The sequence below is a fragment of the Mycobacterium sp. 1245805.9 genome (assembly GCF_001672915.1).
Lineage (GTDB): Bacteria > Actinomycetota > Actinomycetes > Mycobacteriales > Mycobacteriaceae > Mycobacterium.
In genome coordinates, this window is record NZ_LZKR01000177.1 from 1 (window position 1) to 18,726 (window position 18,726).

Here is an 18,726-nt window from a genome sequence, read left to right on the forward strand (position 1 = left end):
CCGGTGACGACGTTCACGCTCACCGACATCGCGGGCGTGAAATACAGCACCAGCCCCAGCCCGACGCCGACGACGGCGTGATCACCGAACCCCTCGCGACCGGGCAGCAAGGCGAGGCCGCGCCCGAAGAGCAGGCGGAATTCGAGGGCCCGCGCCGGCGGGCCCGCCGCGAACGGGCCGAGCGCCGCGCCGCGCAGGCGCGCGCCCGGGCCATCGAGGAGGCCCGCCGCGAGGCCAAGCGCCAGGCCAGCGGGCGCATCGTCAACCAGCCGAAACCCGCGACCCGCGGCGTCGTCCGGGGCCTCAAGATGCTGCTCATCAGCGTGGTGGTGGCCGTCGTCGGCGTCGGGCTGGGCGGGTTGGCCTCGGTCGGCTCGGTCATCGCGGTATCCCCGGCCTGCCCGGCGCGCTGCGGTTGGCCCGCAGCCGCAGCGCGGTCACGATCTCCGGCCCCAGCAGCGTCACGTCGCCGGCGCCCATGGTGACGACGACGTCGCCGGGGCCCACGGCCGCGGCGACCTCCTCGGCGACCGCGGAGAAATCCGGCAGGTAGCGCACCGGCACGCCGACGTGCTCGGCGACGCTGGCCCCGCTGACGCCGGTGAGCGGTTGTTCGCGCGCGCCGTAGACGTCCAGGACGAACACTTCGTCGGCGGCGTCCAGCGCGCGACCGAACTCGGCGGCGAAAGCCTTTGTGCGCGAATACAAATGGGGCTGGAACACCACGATGGAGCGACCGTCTCCGCTCTGCTCGAGGACGGTGCGGACCGCGGCCAGCGTGGCCGCGATCTCGGTGGGGTGGTGGGCGTAGTCGTCGAACACCCGGACCGCCTCCGGACCGGTTCCCGAGGTGCCGACCAATTCGAATCGGCGCCGCACGCCCTCGAATCCGGCCAGCCCGTCGAGCACGTCGTCGGCCGCGCCCCCGATCTCGAGCGCCGCCAGCAACGCGCCCAGCGCGTTGAGCGCCATGTGCCGCCCGGGCACCGAGAGCCGCATCACGCGCGGGTGTTCCTCGCCCGCGAGCTGGATGTGCGCGACCGCCTCGGTGCCCTGCTGCTCCCACGACAGCAGCCTGGCGGCCAGGCCTTCGCCCGCGGAGCCGTAGCGCAGCACCCGGATGCCCAGCTCGGCGGTGCGCTCGGCCAGCGCCGCCGCCCCCGGGTCGTCGGTGCACACGACGAGCGCTCCCCCGGGTGCGAGCCGCTCGACGAACGCGTCGAACACCGCGACGTACGCGTCGGCGCTGCCGTAGAAGTCCAGGTGATCGGTCTCGATGTTGGTGACCACGGCGACGTTGGGCGTGTACTCGAGCAGCGAGCCGTCGCTCTCGTCGGCCTCGGCGACGAAGCAGTCGCCGCTGCCGTGGTGGGCGTTGGTGCCGGCCTCGCCGAGCTCGCCGCCGACGGCGAACGACGGGTCGCGCCCGCAGTGCTGCAGGGCGACGATCAGCATCGACGTCGTCGTCGTCTTGCCGTGCGTGCCGGTGACCATCAGCGTGGTGCGGCCGGCCATCAGCTTGGCCAGCACGGCGGGCCGCAGGACCACGGGAATGCCGCGCCGGCGCGCCTCGACGAGCTCGGGGTTGGTCTTCGGGATGGCGGCGTGGGTGGTGATGACCGCGGTGACGCCGCCCGGCAACTGATCCAGCGACGACGCGTCGTGGCCGACGCGGATCAGCGCGCCCCGGGCCCGCAGGGCGTGCAGGCCGCGCGACTCCTTGGCGTCCGACCCCGACACCAGCGCGCCCCGGTCCAGCAGGATGCGGGCGATGCCCGACATCCCGGCTCCCCCGATGCCGACCATGTGCACGCGCCGCAGCTCGGGTGGCAGCTGGTCGCCGGTCACCCTCGCCTCCGCGCCGCGATGTCCAGCGCCGCCTGGGCCACCCGTCGCGCCGCGTCCGGGTGTCCCACCCGCGCGGCGGCCGTCGTCATCGCCGCCAGCCGCGCCGGGTCGTTGAGCAGCCCGCCCGCCTCGCGCGCGACCAGCGCCGGCGTCAGATCGCCGTCGGCGACGACCATGCCGCCGCCGGCGTTGACCACCGGCAACGCGTTGAGCCGCTGTTCGCCGTTGCCGATCGGCAGCGGCACGTAGATGGCAGGCAGGCCGACGGCCGACACCTCCGCGACCGTCATCGCCCCCGATCGGCAGATGGCCAGGTCGGCGGCCGCGTACGCCAGGTCCATCCGGTCCAGGTAGGGCACGGCCACGTAGGGCGGGTCGCCCGGTTCGGGCGTGCGCAGCTCGAGGGTGTTCTTGGGGCCGTGGGCGTGCAGGACGGCGACACCGGCGGCGGCCAGGTCGGCGGCGGCCGCGGACACCGCCCGGTTCAGCGAGACCGCGCCCTGCGAGCCGCCGAACACCAGCAGCACCCGGGCGTCGTCGGCGAAGCCGAAGTGCTTGCGCGCCTCGGCGCGCAGCGCGGCGCGGTCCAGCGCGGTGATGGTCTCCCGGACCGGTACCCCGACCACCTCGGCGCCGCGCAGCCCGGAATCCGGCACGGCCGAGAGGATCCGGTCGGCCGTGCGCGCGCCGACGCGGTTGGCGATGCCGGCCCGGGCGTTGGCCTCGTGGATCACCACGGGCACGCGGCGGCGCAGCCCGGGGATGCCGCGGGCGGCCAGGTACGCCGGCACCGCCACGTAGCCGCCAAAGCCGATCACCACGTCGGCGTCCACGGCGTCGAGCACCGCGCGGGTCTCGCGGACCGCGCGCCACACCCGCGGCGGCAGCCGGGCCAGGTCACCGCTGGGCTTGCGCGGCAGCGGGACGGGCGTGATCAGCTCGAGGTGATAGCCGCGCTCGGGGACCAGCCTGGTTTCCAGGCCGCGGGCGGTGCCCAGCGCGGTGATCCGGACGCGCGGGTCGAGGGCGCGCAGCGCGTCGGCGACGGCCATCGCGGGCTCCACGTGGCCGGCCGTCCCGCCGCCGGCGAGCACGACCGAGAGGGAATCACGGGCCGATGATGCAGCACCGGCGGGCGAGGGGCTTGCCCCCAGCCCGCCGGCCGGCTGTTTGATCGTGCCGTTCACCCGTAACGCTGACCTTCCAATGCGCGAGTTCGCCGTGCCTTACGCTGGCCGGCGCCCTGGCCGGCGTAGCGCTGGCCAGATCCATGATGCCCTCCCCGCCCGCGGGCGCCGCCCCCAGACTGGCGTGCCGGGCGGGCGGCCTTTCGGCCTGCGGCCCCCCGCACCGGGGCGTCGGCGGCGCGGGGCGCCTTGCGCGCGGGCGCCTTGGGCCCCTTGCCGGCGGCCTGCGGGCCCACCCGCTTGCGATCGCGGAACGCCTCGACGCGGCTGGGCACGTACGGCTGGGGTAGCGGCAGCCGCAGCAACCGGTTCACCTTGTCGTCGCGACCGGCGCGCAGCGCGGCCACCGCCTCCGGTTCGTGCCGGGCCGCGTTGGTCATGATCCCGATCATGAAAAGCGTTGCGGCCGTGGATGTTCCGCCTGCAGAGATGAGCGGCAGCTGCAGGCCGGTGACGGGCAGTACGCCGATCACGTAGCCGATGTTGATGAACGCCTGCCCGAGGATCCACATGGTGGTGGTGGCGGTCAGCAGCCGCAGGAACGGGTCGGCCGAGCGGCGCGCGATCCGCATCCCGGTGTAGGCGAAGACGCCGAACAGGGCCAGCAGCCCGAACGCGCCGATGAAGCCCAGCTCCTCGCCGATGATCGCGAAGATGAAGTCGTTGTGGGCGTTGGGCAGGTAATTCCACTTGGCGACGCCCTGGCCGAGGCCGTCGCCGAAGATGCCGCCGTGGGCCAGCGCGAACTTGGCCTGCCGAGCCTGGTAGCCGGTGTCCTGCGGGTCGTTTTCGGGGTTGATCCAGGACCGCACCCGGTCCGAGCGGTACCCCGCGGACATCGCCAGGATCGCGCCGGCCATGAAGACGGCCAGCAGCGAGGTCACGAAGACCCGCAGCGGCAGCCCCGCGTACCACAGCAGGGCCAGCAGGATGATGCCCAGCGACACCGTCTGCCCCAGGTCGGGCTGGGCGACGATCAGCGCCAGCGCGATGACGGCGGCCGGGACCAGCGGGATCAGCATCTCGCGCAACGACGCCCGCTCCATGCGCCGCGCCGCCAGCAGGTGGGCGCCCCAGATTGCGAACGCGATCTTGGCCAGCTCGGACGGCTGCATCGAGAAGCCGGCGATCACGAACCACTTACGCGAGCCGTTGGCCAGGTTGCCGATGCCGGGCACCAGCACCAGCACCAGCAAGATGATCGTGACGAGGTAGCCGGTGAAGGCCACGCGCCGGATGAAGCGCACCGATACGCGCATCGCGACGTAGGCCGCGATCAGCCCGATGATCGTCCACAGCACCTGCTTGCCGAAGATCACCCACGCCGACCCGTCGGCGCCGTAGGAGCGCACGCCCGAGGCGGACAGCACCATGATCAGACCCAGCGTGGTCAGCAGCCCGGTGACGGCGATGATCAGGTGAAACGACGTCATCGGCCGGCCCAGCCAGGCGCCGAAGCGGCCGCGCAGACCGGCCGGCAGGGACACAAACCTGGCCCGTGCGCCTCCCGAGGGCTTCTCGGCGGGCTCGAAGGCGTCGGTCGCGTCCTCATCGATCGAGGCGTCCGAAGTCTCCGACTCCGCATCGGCCTGTTCGAGCGCGGCGGTCTCTTTACTTCCCTTGCCCCGGCGCAGCCGCCGGGTCAGCGCGTTTCCCACCGTCAGTTACCGGGTCGCAGCGCGGACGGCGGCGGCGAACGCGTCGCCGCGGGCGGCGTAACCGGCGAACTGGTCAAACGACGCGCCGGCCGGTGCCAGCAGCACGGTGTCGCCCGGCTTGGCGAGGTCCCGCGCGGCGGCCACGGCCGCGGTCATGACGCGAGCGCCGAGATCGCCGTCGGAAGGTCTCACTTCTGTCACAGAAGCATCAGGAACCACAGCAGTCGCATCCATATCAGCATCCTCGCCTGTCACAACGTGGACGACGGGGACATCCGGCGCGTGTCGCGATAACGCCTGTGCAACCTCCGCGCGATCTCGGCCGATGAGCACCGCGCCGACCAGCCGCGATGCGATCCTGGCGACCTCGGCGTCGACGGAGGCGCCCTTCAGCAAACCGCCGGCCAGCCACACCACCCGCGGGTAGGCCAGCACCGACGCCTGCGCGGCGTGCGGGTTGGTGGCCTTGGAGTCGTCGACGTAGGTGATCCCTTCGGCGACGGCCACGACCTCGGCCCGGTGCCGGCCGAGCCGGAAGGTCGCGACGGCGCTCGCGATCGCCTCGGCCGGCACGCCGACGCTGCGGGCCAGGGCCGCCGCGGCCAGGGCGTCGAGCACCCCGACCGGGCCGGGCACCGGGATCGACTCGGCCGGCAGCAGGGCCAGGTCGTCGGCGAAGGCGCGGTCGACCAGCAGCCCGTCGCGCACGCCGAGTTCGCCCGCGGCCGGTTCGCCGAGCCGGAAACCGGCCCGCACCGGCGCGGACGCGGTGTCCAGCAGCGCGGCGGCCCGGGCGTCGTCCAGCGCGACGACCGCCACCCGGCCGCCGAGCACCCGGGCCTTGGCCGCGGTGTATTCGGCCATCGTGGCGTGCCAGTCCAGGTGGTCCTCGGCGATGTTGAGCACGACGCCGGCCTCGGGCCGCAGCGAGGGCGCCCAGTGCAGCTGGAAGCTGGACGCCTCGACGGCCAGCAGGTCGGCGGGCCGGTCCAGCACTTCGAGCACCGGGTCGCCGATGTTGCCGCACAGCACGCTGCTTTTCCCGCCGGCGACCAGCATCGCGTGCAGCATCGACGTCGTCGTGGTCTTGCCGTTGGTCCCGGTGACCACCAACCAGCGGCGCGGCGGCCCGTAGTGCCCGGCGGCGTCGAGGCGCCAGGCCAGCTCGACGTCGCCCCAGATGGGCACGCCGGCCGTCGCCGCTGCCGCCAGGAGCGGCGTGGTCGGCGAGAAGCCGGGGCTGGTGACCACCAGGGCGTAGTCGGCGACCCTTTCCGCCGCGCTCGACGTCGTTGCGGTCGCGACGCCGTCGTCGCCGTAGCGGCGCAGCGTTTCGGGGTCGTCGTCGCACAAGGTGGGAACGGCACCGAACCGGGTCAGGGCCGCCAGCACCGCCCTGCCCGTCACGCCGCCGCCGGCCACCAGCACGGGCGCCCCCGCAACCAAGGGCTCAAGCACGTCAGGCTCCGATCGTGGCCAGCCACTCACCGTAGAACAAGGCCACGCCCAGGCCGCAGGTGATCGCGGTGAGCAGCCAGAAGCGGATGATCACCGTGGTCTCGGCCCAGCCGACCAGTTCGAAATGGTGGTGGAAGGGCGCCATCCGGAACACCCGGCGCCCCGTGGTGCGAAAGGCCAGGATCTGCAGGACGACGGAGGTGACCTCCGCGACGAACAGCGAGCCCAGCACGACGGCCAGGATCTCGGTGCGGCTGGTGACCGACAGGCCCGCGATGATGCCGCCCAGCGCCAGCGAGCCGGTGTCGCCCATGAAGATCTTGGCCGGCGCTGCGTTCCACCACAGGAAGCCGATGCAGGCGCCGGCGGTGGCGGCCGCGATCAGCGCCAGGTCCAGCGGGTCGCGCACGTTGTAGCAGCCCAGGCCCGGCGCGGTGACGCACGCGTTGCGGTATTGCCAGAAGGTGATCAACACGTAGGCGGCGGTGACCATGGCCATGCAGCCGGCGGCCAGCCCGTCCAGGCCGTCGGTGAAGTTAACCGCGTTGGACCAGGCGCTGACGACGACGACGCAGAACAGCACGAACAACCCGGGAGCCAGTGTGACGGTGGCGATTTCCCGCACGTAGGACAGATTCGCGCTGGCCGGTGTCAGGCCGTTCGCGTTGCGGAACTGCAACACCAGCACGCCGAAAAGCACCGCGGCGACGATCTGCCCGACCGTCTTGGCCGTCTTGTTCAGCCCGAGGTTGCGCGACCGGCGGATCTTGATGAGGTCGTCGAGGAACCCGACGACGCCCAGCACGGTGGCCAGGCCCAACACCAGCAGACCCGACGCGGAAATGCCCTCGCCGTCGAACGCCAGGCCCGCCAGGTGGGTGCCCAGGTATCCCGCCCAGATGCCGGCCAGGATCGCCACGCCGCCCATCGACGGGGTGCCGCGCTTGGTGTGGTGGCTGGGCGGGCCGTCCTCGCGGATCTGGTGGCCGAAGCCCTGGCGGGTGAACAGCCGGATCAGCGCGGGGGTCAAGAGAATGGACACGGTCAGCGCGATCGCGACCGCGATGAGGATCTGTCTCACGGGCGCGCCCCGGTGTCGGCCGCCAGCGCTTCCGCGAGCGCGCCCAGGCCGGCGGCGTTGGACGCCTTGACCAGGACGACGTCGCCGGGCCGCAGTTCCGCCCGCAGCAGCGCCAGCGCGGCGTCGCCGTCGGGCACATTAACGGAGCCTCGCTCACCGGAACCCCACGCGCCTCCTGCCCCTTCTAAGACCGCGCCGCCGTGCATGGCGCTCATCGACCTCCCGGTTCCGACGACAACGAGTCGAGACACATCTAAGCGCACCGCGAGCCGGCCGATGCGGTCGTGCTCGGTGATTGCGTCGTCGCCGAGCTCGGCCATCTCGCCCAGCACCGCCCAGCTCCTGCGCTTTTCGGCCTGCCCGTGGGCGATCCAGGCCAGCGCCTGCAACCCGGCCCGCATGGAATCCGGGTTGGCGTTGTAGGCGTCGTCGATCACCGTGACGCCGTCGGCGCGGGTGGTCACGTGCATGCGGTGGCTCGACACGGGCCCCGCCACGGCCAGCGCGTCGGCGACCTGCTCGATGCCGGCGCCGCATTGCAGCGCGACCGCGCCGGCGCACAGCGCGTTGGTGACCTGGTGGTCGCCGAACAAGCTGAGTTGTACCGGGGCGGCGCTGTCCATCGCGTGCAGGGTAAAGCGCGGGCGGGCCAGTTCGTCCAGCGACACTCCATCGGCCCACACGTCGCTCGGCCCGGCGTCCGTCTGGCTCATGCGGCTGACCCGGACCACCCGGGCGGCGGTGACGTCGGCCATCGCCGCCACGGCCGGGTCGTCGACGTTGAGGATGACGACGCCAGATGGCGGAACTGCTTGTGGCAGTTCGGATTTGGTTCGCGCAATGGCCTCGCGCGAGCCGAACTCGCCGAGGTGGGCGGTGCCGACGTTGAGGACCACGCCGATCGCCGGGGTGGCGATCTCGGCCAGCGCGGCGATGTTGCCGGGGTGCCGCGCGGACATCTCGAGAACGAGGTAGTCGGTGCGCCGCGTCGCGCGCAGCACCGTCCAGGGGTGGCCCAGCTCGTTGTTGAACGACCCCGGCGGGGCCACCACCTCGCCGAGGGGCGCGAGCACGGCGGCCACCAGGTCCTTGGTGGAGGTCTTTCCCGACGAGCCGGTGATCCCGATGATGGTCAGCCCGCCGGCGACCAGTTCGGCCGCGACCGCCCGCGCCAGCTTGGCCAGCGCGGCCAGGACCGCGGCGCCGGAGCCGTCGGCGTCGTGCTCGAGCACCCCGGCCCGGGTGTCGCCCGCCCCGGTCGGGGCCACGACGATGGCGGGCACCCCGACCGGCCGGGCCGCAAGCACGGCGACCGCGCCGGCCGCGACTGCCGAAGCCGCGTGGTCGTGGCCGTCGGAGCGGGCCCCCGGCAGCGCCAGGAACAGCCCGCCCGGGCCGACGGCGCGCGAGTCGAACTCGACGGTCCCGGTGACGCGCAGTTCGGCGGCGTCCGCCGGTGCGATGTCGGCCAGTGTGCCGCCGACGATTTCGGCGATTTGGGCGACGGTCAGGTCGATCACCGGCGGGCCTCCAGCGCGCGGGCCAGCTCCACCCGGTCGTCAAACGGACGGGTTTCGGTGGCCCCCTGCTGCCCGGTTTCGTGGCCCTTGCCCGCGACCAGGACCACGTCGCCAGGGGCCGCCCAGGCCACCGCGTGCTCGATCGCGGCCCGGCGGTCGCCGATCTCGACGACCTTCGCCGAGCCGGCCGCGGTCCCGGACAGGATCTGCCGGCGGATGGCGGCCGGGTCCTCCCCGCGGGGGTTGTCGTCGGTGACGACGACCAAATCGGCCAGTCCGGCGGCGATTTCGCCCATCGGCGCGCGCTTGCCCGGGTCGCGGTCGCCGCCGGCGCCGAACACCACCGCCAGCCGGCGCTCCGGACCCGCCAGGGCGGTCAGCACCGCGCGCAGCGCCTCGGGCTTGTGGGCGTAGTCGACCAGCGCGAGGAAATCCTGGCCTCGGTCGATCTCCTCCAGCCGCCCGGGGACGCGGGTTTGCAGCAGCCCCGGGGCCGCCTGCTCCGGGGAGACGCCCACCGCGTCCAGGATCGCGAGCGCCACAAGGGCATTGGCGACGTTGTAGTGGCCGGGCAGCCGGATGCCGACGCGGTGGTGCACGCCGGCGGGGTCCACCGCGGTGAACTCTTGTCCCCCGGCGCCCATCGGCGCCACGTCCACGGCGCGCCAGTCGGCGGGTTCGCCGGCGGCGCTGACGGTAATCGGTTCCTCGGCGCGGGCGGCCATCGCGCGGCCGGCGTCGTCGTCGATGCACACGATGGCCCGGCGGGCGCGCAGCGGCGATTCGGGGTCGAACAGCGCGGCCTTGGCCTCGAAGTAGTCGGCCATGGTGCCGTGGAAGTCGAGGTGGTCGCGGGACAGGTTGGTGAACGCGCCCACCGCGAATCCGGTGCCGTCCACCCGGCCCAGGGACAGCGCGTGACTGGACACCTCCATCACCACGGTGTCCACGCCCTGTTCGGCCATCGCCGCGAGCAACGCCTGCAGCGCGGGGGCCTCGGGTGTGGTCAGCGCGCTGGGGATGTCGGCGCCGTCGACGCGGATGCCGATGGTGCCGATGAGCCCTGGCGTCCGCCCGCCGGCGCGCAGGCCGGACTCGACCAGATAGGTCGTGGTGGTCTTGCCGGACGTCCCGGTGATCCCGATGACCGTGACCTTCTCCGACGGGTTGCCGTACACGGCGGCGGCCAGGCCGCCCAGCACGCCGCGCGGCGACGGGTGCACCAGGGTGGGCAGGGTCGCGGCCGCCTCGCCCATCTCGGCGACCCCGGCGGCGTCGGTGAGCACCGCGACGGCGCCGCCCTCGATCGCGTCGCCGGCGAACCGGGCGCCGTGCGTGGTCGAGCCGGGCAGGGCGGCGTAGAGGTCACCGGGCCGCACCTCCTGGGCGCGCAGCGTCACGCCGGTGACCGGCACGTCGGGGACGGCCACCCCGTGGGCCATCACCGCACCGACCCGGGCCGCCAGGACGGGCAACCGGACGCCGGCGCCGGCGCTGGGGCGCAAATCCGTGGACACCGACACACCTCCCGTCCACCCGCGTGGTCCTTTTGATCGGCCATGACACCCTACCGAGGGGCGCCGGCCGCGAGGCGTTCCCGGGCGAGCGTGCGCAGTTGTACACCCTCCGCCGCGTGTCGCCGTACAGACACGCACCGTCGCGGCGGAGAGGGCGCGGCGGAGAGGCTAGGTGGCCTGCAGGGTCAGCGGGGGCCCCGGATCCGGGGACAGCGGCACGTTCTCGCGCTGCATCAGCCAGCCCGCGATGTTGTGGAACAGCGGGGCCGCCGAATGCCCGGGCGTGCCGTCCGCGTTGCGCTGTGGGTTGTCCATCATGATGCCGACGACGTAGCGGGGGTTGTCGACGGTGGCCATGCCGGCGAACGTGATCCAGTAGACGTCGTCGAAGTAGCAGCCGCAGCCCGGGTTGATCTGCTGGGCCGTCCCCGTCTTGCCGGCCATCTGGTAGCCGGACACCGCGGCCGCCGGCCCGGTGCCCTGTTGGTAGCCCATCGGGTCGCTCTGCACGACGGCGCGCAACATGCCCCGAACGGTCTGCGCGGTCTGCGGCGACACCACCCGGACACCGTCGGGGTGCGGTTCTTCGGTCCGGGTGCCGTCGGGCGCGATCGTGGCCTTGATGATCCGCGGCGGCACCCGCAGGCCGTCGTTGGCGATCGTCTGGTACATATCGGTCATCTGCAGCAGGGTCATCGAAAGCCCTTGGCCGATAGGCAGGTTGGAGAAGGTGCTGCCCGACCATTGGTCGATGGGCGGCACCAGACCCGCGCTCTCGCCGGGCAGCCCGACGTTGGTGCGCTGGCCCAGCCCGAACTTGCGGACCATGTCGTAGAAGCGTTCCGGGCCGACGCGCTGCGCGAGCATCAGGGTGCCGACGTTCGACGACTTTCCGAACACGCCGGTGGTGGTGTAGGGCATCACGCCGTGATCCCAGGCGTCGTGGATGCTGACGCCGCCCATTTGGATCGAGCCGGGCACGTGCAACACCTCGTCGGGGTTGGACAGGCCGTACTCGATGATCGACGACGCGGTGATCACCTTGTTCACCGATCCCGGTTCGAACGGCGAGGACACCGCCAGGTTGCCCAGCTGCCGGTCGCCCTGCTTCCCGATGTCCTGGGAGGGGTCGAAGGTGTTGTCGTTGGCCATCGCCAGCACCTCGCCCGTCTTGGAGTCCAGCACGACGGCCGAAACGTTGTGCGCCCCAGACAGATTCTTCGCCTGCTGGACCTGCTGCTGGACGTAGAACTGGATGTCGTCGTCGAGGGTCAGCTGCACGGTCGAACCGTTGACGGCCCGGTGCCGGTTGCGGTAGCTGCCGGGGATGACGACGCCGTCGGATCCGCGGTCATAGGTGACCGAGCCGTCGGTTCCCGACAGGACCGAATCCAGCGAGTCCTCCAGCCCGAGCAGCCCGTGGCCGTCCCAGTCGATGCCGCCAACGATGTTGGCCGCCAGCGATCCGCCCGGATACTGGCGCAGATCCTGGCGTTCGGAGCCGACCTCGGGGAACTTGTCCGAGATCGCGCTGGCGACGGCGGGGTCGACGGCGCGCGCCAAATACACGAAGTTTTCGTTGCTTTGCAGCTTCTTCAGCACCGTCGCGTAGTCGGGCTTGTTGTTCAGCCGGGCGGAGACCTCCTTGGCCATGTCGCGCAGCCGCTCCTGCGGATCGGGGGCGGCGGGGTTCTTCTTCTTCGCCTCCTCCAGCTGCTGGTGAATCCGCTTGGGCTGGAACGTCAATGCGCGGGACTCGATGGTGAACGCCAGCTGTTGGTTGTTGCGGTCCACGATGCTGCCGCGGACCGCCTTCTCGACGTCGGTGACCTTCAGCTGCCCGGCCGCCTGGGCGCGCAGCTTCGGGGCGTTGGTCACCTGCAGGACGAACAGCTGCGCCGCCGCGACCGCCATCAGCACCACGATCACCACGTTGCCGGCCCGATGCCGGAAGACGAACGACGCGCCGCGCGTCCCCACCTCCACGATCTGGCGGGTGCGCCGCTCGCGTGCCGAGTGTCCGACGGCCGCGGCTTCGGCTGAGCGGGTCTGCTTGGCCTGCTTGGCTTTACGGGGCTTCTTCGGTTGCCGAAGGTCCTTGGGCTCCTGCGGCTTGCGGGGCCGACGCGGCGGCCGCGCCGACGGCGACCGGCGCGCCCGCCCGTCCTCGCCGCGGCTCACCGGGCGGCGCCCGGCGTCGTGGCGATGGGGGGCACGAACTGCTGGCCGTTAGCCGGCACGCCCGGTTGCGGAACCTGGGGGGCCTGCGCGGCCGGGCCGGGCATTGCCGGGCGCACCGGGACCGGCACCTCCGCCGGCAGCGGGGCGGGCACCGGCGCGGGGGCCGGGATCGGCAGCCCGCCCATGGGGATCGAAACCTCGGCGGGCACCGGGGGTTGCGCGGGGCCCGCGGGGGACGGCAGCCCCGGCGTCGGGAGCACGGGCACCACACCCTGGAAGTGCCCGGTAGCCGGCCCGCCGGGCATCCCCGGCAGCGGCGCGACGGGCAGCTGCGCGGGCAGGTGCTGGCCACCCACGGTCGACGAGCCGTCCGGGGCGCGCAACAGCGCCTCCGGTCCCGACCTCGCCGGCACGGGTGGCGCCCCGGGTGCCCCGGGCGCGGGCATCACCCGGACCGGGACCTCCGGTGGAAGCGCCGGCGGCGGCGGAGGCGGTGGGGGCGCGTCGGAGATCTTGCTGTTCAGGGGTGGCGGCGGCACGCCGTCGGCCGGCTTCGGGCTGCCGACGACCACCCAGTTACCGGTCGGATCCTGGACCAGGTGCGCGGTGTCCCTCGTCGGGATCATGCCCTGTTTGCGGGCCGCTTCGGCCAGCGCCGGCGCCGATTCCGCCTCGCGCACATCGCGTTCCAGCGATTCCTTCTGCTGCTGCAGCATCCGGTTCTTCTCGCGGGCGTGGCTCAACTTGTAGGAGCGCTCGGCGGAATCGGTGGACAACCACAGCGTCAGGCCCAGGCCCAGGCCGAGGGCGCCGATGATCAGCACGACAAACGGAACCTTGCTCGCCAGCGTCCGGGGCCGCAGGTCGATCGACGCGAGCCGGGTTGCCAGGCGCTCGGTCAGCCGGGGACGGATGACCTTGGGCGCCTTGGCTTTCCGTGCCTTCGCCCGTGCCTTGGCCTGGCTGGTGTTCTTGGGCCGGCCCGACCGCTCGACCGGCCGGGCGATCGGGCTGGTTTGCGGCCCGGAGTTGTGCGACCGGCCCTCGCGGGCGTTGGCCGAGGCGGTCCCGGGCCGCGTGCGGCGAGCGGACGCCGAGTCGCCCGCGGCGCGCCGGCCCTTGCGGGCCGCGCCGTCGCGTCCGGCCCGGCGCTTGGGCGTCTCGCGCCTTACCTTCATGAGTCGCCCTTCCCGCTAGCCTGCCGTGATTGCCCGTTTGGCTCGAGCCGTTGCAGCGCCCGTAGTCGCACCGCGGCGCTGCGCGGGTTGCGTTCGATCTCGGCCGCGTCCGCGCGCTCGGCGCCGCGGGTCAACGACCGGAATCTCGGCTCGTGGCCGGGAAGTTCGAACGGAAGATCCACCGGCGTGCGCGACGCGACCGCGTCGGCGAAGACGCGCTTGACGATCCGGTCCTCCAGCGATTGGTAGGCCATCACCGCGATGCGCCCGCCGACCGTCAACGCGTCCTGCGCGGCGGGGAGGGCGTCGCGCAGCGAGGTCAGTTCGTCGTTGACGGCGATCCGCAGCGCCTGGAAGGTGCGCTTGGCCGGGTGTCCGCCGGTGCGCCGGGCGGGCGCCGGAATCGCTTGGTACAGCAGCTCTACCAACTCCGCGGTCGAGGTGAATGGGGCGCGGGCGCGCCGGGCGACGATCTGCTTGGCGATGCGGCGGGCGAACCGCTCCTCGCCGTAGCGGTGCAGGATGTCCGCCAGCGCGGCCTCGTCGTAGGTGTTGACGATGTCGGCCGCGGTCAGCGGTGACGACGGGTCCATCCGCATGTCCAGGGGCGCGTCCTGGGCGTAGGCGAAGCCCCGTTCGGCGCGGTCGAGCTGCATGGAGGAGACGCCGAGGTCGAACAGGATCCCGTCGACGGATTCGGCTGCGGCACAGCCGGATTCGGCGAGCGCGTCGGGCAGGCCGTCGTACCGCGTGCGCACCAGGGTGACCCGGTCGGCGAACCGGTCCAGTCGGGCCCGGGCGATGTCGAGGGCGCTGGGGTCGCGGTCGAGTCCGATCAGGCGCAGACCGGGCAGGTCGGTCAGGAATCGCTCGGCGTGACCGCCGGCGCCCAGCGTGGCGTCGACCAGGACCGCGCCGCCACCGTCCGGGTGCCGGCGCGTCAGGGCGGGGGTGAGCAGCTCGACGCAGCGGTCCAGCAGGACGGGCACATGCCCGAAGTCATCCGAATTCTCAGCCACCGCAAGGCCTTCCCGGAGAGGCGCCCCTGCACCCAGGTCCCTGTCCGAAGGTCCGAACCTGGCGTTGGGGAAGTACGCCAGGGTCGGTTCGGGCAGAGGCCACGATGCACGGGCATGCGCCTCAGATAATGTCGCCGAGTGCTTCATCGCTGGCCGCGGAGAAGTTCTCTTCGTGGGTCTGCTGGTAGTCGTGCCAGGCCTGCGCATCCCAGATCTCGAGGTAGTCGACCGCCCCGATCACCACGCAGTCCTTGGTCAGGTTCGCGTAGCGACGGTGGTCGGCCGACAGGGTGATGCGGCCCTGCGCGTCGGGATGCTGCTCGTCGGTGCCGGCGGCGAGATTGCGCAGGAAGGCTCGGGCTTCGGGGTTGCTGCGTGAGGTCTTGCTGGCCCGGCGCGCCAGCGCCTCGAATTCGGTCCGCGGGTAGACCGCGAGGCTGTGGTCCTGGCTCTTGGTGACCATCAACCCCCCTGCCAACGTGTCGCGGAACTTGGCGGGCAACGTCAGCCGCCCCTTGTCGTCGAGCTTGGGCGTGTAGGTGCCGAGAAACACCAGCTCACCTCCCGTGGAGACCCGGCTCTCGCCTCACCCAAACGCTTCAGCCACCATACCCCACCATCCCCCACTTCGCCCCATTTCTAGGGTGTCGCGGCCGAGTTTTCCCGCTTGTCCGCCACCAAGCGCGGTCGCGGCGCCGGTCGACGGCTCCCGGAGTCCCGTTGACGCCCGACCGCCGCACCGGAAAATCGCACTTCAAAGCCATGAAATCGGCGGGTGGGGCGCAGTGGGGCGCCTCGGTGGGGCCCGGTGGGGCGTGTCGTGGCTGATGGGCTCAATTTGGGCTCGATTGGGAGTCGAATTGAACTACGCCCCGCGCATCGCTCGCTCGAGCGCAAAAAAAGAGGTAGCCGTGATGGCTACCCCTTGCGACGCGTTGTGCCCGCTACTCGTCGAAGCGCCGGCGGAAGCGATCCTCCATGCGGCTGGTGAACGAGCCGCCGGGCTTGTTGCGACGCTGGCGCGCCGATCCGGGCGCCGATCCGGAACGGTCCGGCCGGCCCGCCAACCGGGGGCCGGTGATCGCATAGACCACGCCGCCGAACATCACGATGAAGCCAAAGACGCTGAGAATCGGGAAACTTCCGATCATCGTGGCTTTGAACGCCACCCCGGAGACCAACATCGCCAGGCCGACGACGAACAGCGCCGCGCCTTGCAGGCGCCGCCGCGCGGTCGGCGCGCGCAACCCTCCGCCGCGGACGCTCGACGCGAATTTGGGATCCTCCGCGTAGAGGGCGCTCTCGATCTGATCGAGCATCCGCTGTTCATGATCGGAGAGTGGCATTCGTCCCTCCTTGCCGACAGTTTGGCACGTAACTATCGATAGCACGCGGATGCCCGTTAAGGGCAACTACCACAAATGATACGAGGTCAATCTGCGGCGTACCACTGGTTCGGCAGCGATTCTATCCCGGCCGCGCTCGCACGCCCGCAGACCTCGCAACCACGGTGCGCCGCAACCCGCTTGCCGAAGCGGCACGTTTCGGCCCGCTGTTGGCATGCCGTTACCCGCAGCCGCCGGGCGCGCCGGGCCGCGGGGGTCGGATAATGGCGACAGCGCCACGGGGCCGAACTCACACCTGAAGCCATCCGATGAGGAGGACACCGCGAGTTGGCGATATTCCTCATCGATCTGCCGCCGAACGATATGGAGCGCCGTCTGCCCGACGCCCTCGGCGTCTACGTCGAAGCGATGCGATACCCGCGCGGCACCGAGAACCAGCGGGCCGCAATGTGGCTCGAACACATCCGTCGGCACGGCTGGCAGGGGGTGGCCGCCGTCGAGGCCGAGGCGCCCGACGGTCCCGGCGCCCAGGCCCCGTCGCCGGCCGAACTGAGCGACGCCCCGCTGCTCGGGGTGGCCTACGGCTACCCCGGGGCGCCCGGGCAGTGGTGGCAGCAGCAGGTGGTCCTGGGCTTGCAACGCGGCGGCTCGCCGCCCCAGGAGATCGCCCGGCTGATGAACAGCTACTTCGAGCTGACCGAGCTGCACATCCACCCCCGCGCGCAGGGCCGCGGCCTCGGCGAGGCGTTGGCCCGCCGGCTGCTCGCCGGGCGCCCCGAGGAGAACGTGCTGCTTTCCACGCCGGAAATCAACGGGGAACCGAACCGTGCCTGGCGGCTGTACCGGCGGCTGGGCTTCACCGACATCATCCGGCGCTACCACTTCGCCGGGGACCCACGCGCGTTCGCGATCCTGGGCCGCACCCTTCCGCTGTAGCGACACCGCCCGGCGCGCCACACCCGGCGCGCCGGATCTGGCACGATGACCTCGTGCACGCCAGCCCCGCCCCGGTTCGGCCCCGCGGCTTCACACCCCGGCGGCGCCGCGCCCTGGCCATCGCGATGCTGCTGCTGATCGTGCCCCTGGCCGGCGGGTGCCTACGGGTCCGGGCGTCGCTCACCATCTCGCCCGATGACCTGGTGTCCGGCGAGATCATCGCGGCGGCCAAACCGAAGACGCCGAAGGACACCGGCCCGCAGCTCGACACCAACAACCTGCCGTTCGGCCAGAAAGTGGCCGTGTCGAACTACGACAGCGACGGCTACGTCGGCTCGCAGGCGGTGTTCTCCGATCTGACCTTCGCCGAGTTGCCGCAGCTGGCGAACATGAACCCCGACGCCCAGGGGGTGAACCTGTCACTGCGCCGGAACGGCAACCTGGTGATCCTCGAGGGCCGGGCGGACCTGACGTCGGTGACCGACAACGACGCCGACGTAGAGCTGACGGTCGCCTTCCCCGGCGTCGTGACGTCCACCAACGGCGACCGCGTCGAGGCCGACGTGGTGTCGTGGAAGCTCAAACCGGGCGTGGTGACCACCATGAGCGCCAACGCCCGCTACACCGATCCGAACACCCGGAACTTCACCGGCGCCGGCGTGTGGCTGGGCATCGCGTCCTTCGCGGCGGCCGGCGTGGTGGCGGTGCTGGCCTGGATGAGCCGCGACCGCTCACCACGGCTTACCGCGCCGCGCGACCACCCGCCCGGCTAGCCTAGGGCGACCAGTAGTCGAGCATCTCCGCGAAGGTCTGGAATGCCGGCCCGGACACCCCGTAGGTCGCCTCGAAATGGATGCTCAGCGGAAAGCCGAGCTCGGCGACCCCGTCGATGACGCGCTTGTACAGGTCGACCATCAGCCGGCGCTTCTGCTCCGGTTCGCTGCCGGCCAACCGCCTCACGAACTCCTGCTCGCCGGCCACCGCGGCGTTGCCCGGGTCCTGAATCAGCCAGTTGATCAGGCCGACGCGGCTCTCCACCTTCGGCACGAACCCGAAGGACAGCAGCAGCTCGGGCCGGTGATCGGTGTTGTTGGCGAAGTCGGTCAGAAAGCCCACGATGGCGTCGGAATACAGCAGCTGGGTCATGCCGTACGTCGCGCCCTGGTTGCACTTGAAGTTCAGCCGGCCCTGCTCGCCCTCGCGGGTAGGGATCACGATCACGCCGCGGTTGGTGACCAGGTCTCGATAGATCGACAGGGCGTCGGTCGGCGCGACGCCGGAGCCCTCGCCGTCGTTCATGGTTCGCGGGACGCCGACGAAGACGACGCCCTCCATGCCGGCGTCGCACAGGTCGGTGAGCCGCTGGCGCAGCGACACCTCGTCCATGAACGCGGTCACCTGGGTGCACAGGCCCTGGAACCCCGGCAATTCGGGCTTGATGATCGACCAGAAGTCCAGGACGTCGAGCTTCTGCTTCATGGCGACGGGCCGATCGTCGTCTTCGGCGATCATCCCGGGGATCATCACGTGCCGGATTTGGCCGTCGAGGCCGAATTCGCCCGAGTACCGCACCACTTTTCGCGCGTCTTCGAGGGCCCGTTCCTTGCCATCTTCGACGTTGGGGGGCACCAACTCGAGCGCGATGGTGTTGAGGGTCACGCGGCTCCTATCGATCAGATCCACCGGACGACTTGTCTTCCAGATCGCCAGCATAGGGGCGGAATAGTGAGGCAGTCGAAGCAACTGGGGCATCCGAAGCGACATACACTGTCGGCCCAGGGACCTGCCGAGCAGAAA

Annotated in this window: 15 protein-coding genes and 1 pseudogene; 3 read left to right on the forward strand and 13 right to left on the reverse strand. The window is 71.8% G+C overall.

Annotation, left to right across the window (positions count from 1 at the left end):
- Positions 1-41 precede the first annotated feature (41 nt).
- Positions 42-410, forward strand: a pseudogene (locus tag A9X00_RS23935) (cell division protein FtsQ); the annotation flags it as partial.
- Here A9X00_RS23935 and murC read toward each other — a convergent pair.
- From murC to A9X00_RS23995, 12 genes are all read right to left on the reverse strand, one after another.
- Positions 379-1,848: a UDP-N-acetylmuramate--L-alanine ligase gene (gene murC, locus A9X00_RS23940; protein ID WP_067159117.1), complete on the reverse strand. Its 1,470-nt coding sequence runs from the start codon at positions 1,846-1,848 to the stop codon at positions 379-381. The pseudogene A9X00_RS23935 and the gene murC overlap by 32 nt on opposite strands.
- A complete protein-coding gene (murG, locus tag A9X00_RS23945) occupies positions 1,845-3,035 on the reverse strand; it encodes an undecaprenyldiphospho-muramoylpentapeptide beta-N-acetylglucosaminyltransferase (protein ID WP_067159120.1) in 1,191 nt (396 codons plus the stop codon). Before murG ends, murC begins: the two co-directional genes overlap by 4 nt.
- Positions 3,032-4,693, reverse strand: coding sequence for a putative lipid II flippase FtsW (gene ftsW / locus A9X00_RS23950; RefSeq protein ID WP_067159123.1), 1,662 nt, complete (start codon positions 4,691-4,693; stop codon positions 3,032-3,034). Before ftsW ends, murG begins: the two co-directional genes overlap by 4 nt.
- A 6-nt stretch (positions 4,694-4,699) precedes the next feature.
- Complete coding sequence (gene murD, locus A9X00_RS23955) at positions 4,700-6,151, reverse strand: UDP-N-acetylmuramoyl-L-alanine--D-glutamate ligase (protein ID WP_067159126.1); 1,452 nt, start codon at positions 6,149-6,151, stop codon at positions 4,700-4,702.
- A 1-nt stretch (position 6,152) separates the two neighbouring features.
- Positions 6,153-7,232 (reverse strand): phospho-N-acetylmuramoyl-pentapeptide-transferase, encoded by a 1,080-nt coding sequence (mraY, locus tag A9X00_RS23960; protein WP_067159129.1) that lies wholly within the window; start codon positions 7,230-7,232, stop codon positions 6,153-6,155.
- Entirely contained in the window at positions 7,229-8,752 is a 1,524-nt protein-coding gene (murF, locus tag A9X00_RS23965; protein ID WP_067159132.1) for a UDP-N-acetylmuramoyl-tripeptide--D-alanyl-D-alanine ligase, read from the reverse strand. Before murF ends, mraY begins: the two co-directional genes overlap by 4 nt.
- Positions 8,749-10,275, reverse strand: a complete 1,527-nt coding sequence (locus A9X00_RS23970) for a UDP-N-acetylmuramoyl-L-alanyl-D-glutamate--2,6-diaminopimelate ligase (protein ID WP_067159135.1) — start codon at positions 10,273-10,275, stop codon at positions 8,749-8,751. The genes murF and A9X00_RS23970 overlap by 4 nt, the downstream gene beginning before the upstream one ends.
- 162 nt (positions 10,276-10,437) lie before the next feature.
- Complete coding sequence (locus tag A9X00_RS23975) at positions 10,438-12,450, reverse strand: penicillin-binding protein 2 (protein WP_067159137.1); 2,013 nt, start codon at positions 12,448-12,450, stop codon at positions 10,438-10,440.
- A complete protein-coding gene (locus tag A9X00_RS23980) occupies positions 12,447-13,628 on the reverse strand; it encodes a hypothetical protein (protein ID WP_067159140.1) in 1,182 nt (393 codons plus the stop codon). Before A9X00_RS23980 ends, A9X00_RS23975 begins: the two co-directional genes overlap by 4 nt.
- The gene (rsmH, locus tag A9X00_RS23985) at positions 13,625-14,794 is read right to left on the reverse strand and encodes a 16S rRNA (cytosine(1402)-N(4))-methyltransferase RsmH (protein WP_082975470.1); all 1,170 of its coding nucleotides are present in this window, start codon (positions 14,792-14,794) and stop codon (positions 13,625-13,627) included. The genes A9X00_RS23980 and rsmH overlap by 4 nt, the downstream gene beginning before the upstream one ends.
- Positions 14,769-15,200 (reverse strand): division/cell wall cluster transcriptional repressor MraZ, encoded by a 432-nt coding sequence (mraZ, locus tag A9X00_RS23990; RefSeq protein WP_067159148.1) that lies wholly within the window; start codon positions 15,198-15,200, stop codon positions 14,769-14,771. The genes rsmH and mraZ overlap by 26 nt, the downstream gene beginning before the upstream one ends.
- A gap of 391 nt (positions 15,201-15,591) precedes the next feature.
- The gene (locus A9X00_RS23995) at positions 15,592-15,993 is read right to left on the reverse strand and encodes a DUF3040 domain-containing protein (protein WP_067159151.1); all 402 of its coding nucleotides are present in this window, start codon (positions 15,991-15,993) and stop codon (positions 15,592-15,594) included.
- Positions 15,994-16,320: 327 nt separating this feature from the next.
- Here A9X00_RS23995 and A9X00_RS24000 point away from each other — a divergent pair, with 327 nt between their 5' ends.
- Together A9X00_RS24000 and A9X00_RS24005 are read left to right on the forward strand one after the other, a co-directional pair.
- Positions 16,321-16,929, forward strand: coding sequence for an N-acetyltransferase (locus A9X00_RS24000; RefSeq protein ID WP_067159154.1), 609 nt, complete (start codon positions 16,321-16,323; stop codon positions 16,927-16,929).
- A 125-nt stretch (positions 16,930-17,054) separates the two neighbouring features.
- Positions 17,055-17,702 carry a DUF3153 domain-containing protein gene (locus A9X00_RS24005; RefSeq protein WP_067159219.1) on the forward strand — a complete coding sequence of 216 codons (648 nt, stop codon included), beginning with the start codon at positions 17,055-17,057 and terminating at the stop codon, positions 17,700-17,702.
- A 1-nt stretch (position 17,703) separates the two neighbouring features.
- Here the strand turns inward: A9X00_RS24005 and A9X00_RS24010 are convergent, their stop codons facing one another.
- Positions 17,704-18,588, reverse strand: a complete 885-nt coding sequence (locus A9X00_RS24010; protein ID WP_067159222.1) for a mycobacterial-type methylenetetrahydrofolate reductase — start codon at positions 18,586-18,588, stop codon at positions 17,704-17,706.
- Positions 18,589-18,726 lie beyond the last annotated feature (138 nt).

Excerpts from the sequence above, each read along its gene's own strand:
- rsmH (WP_082975470.1), bottom strand. The coding sequence starts at position 14,794 with ATGAAGCACTCGGCGACATTATCTGAGGCGCATGCCCGTGCATCGTGG.
- A9X00_RS23995 (WP_067159151.1), bottom strand. The coding sequence starts at position 15,993 with ATGCCACTCTCCGATCATGAACAGCGGATGCTCGATCAGATCGAGAGC.
- A9X00_RS24005 (WP_067159219.1), top strand. The coding sequence starts at position 17,055 with ATGCTGCTGCTGATCGTGCCCCTGGCCGGCGGGTGCCTACGGGTCCGG.
- A9X00_RS23980 (WP_067159140.1), bottom strand. The coding sequence starts at position 13,628 with ATGAAGGTAAGGCGCGAGACGCCCAAGCGCCGGGCCGGACGCGACGGC.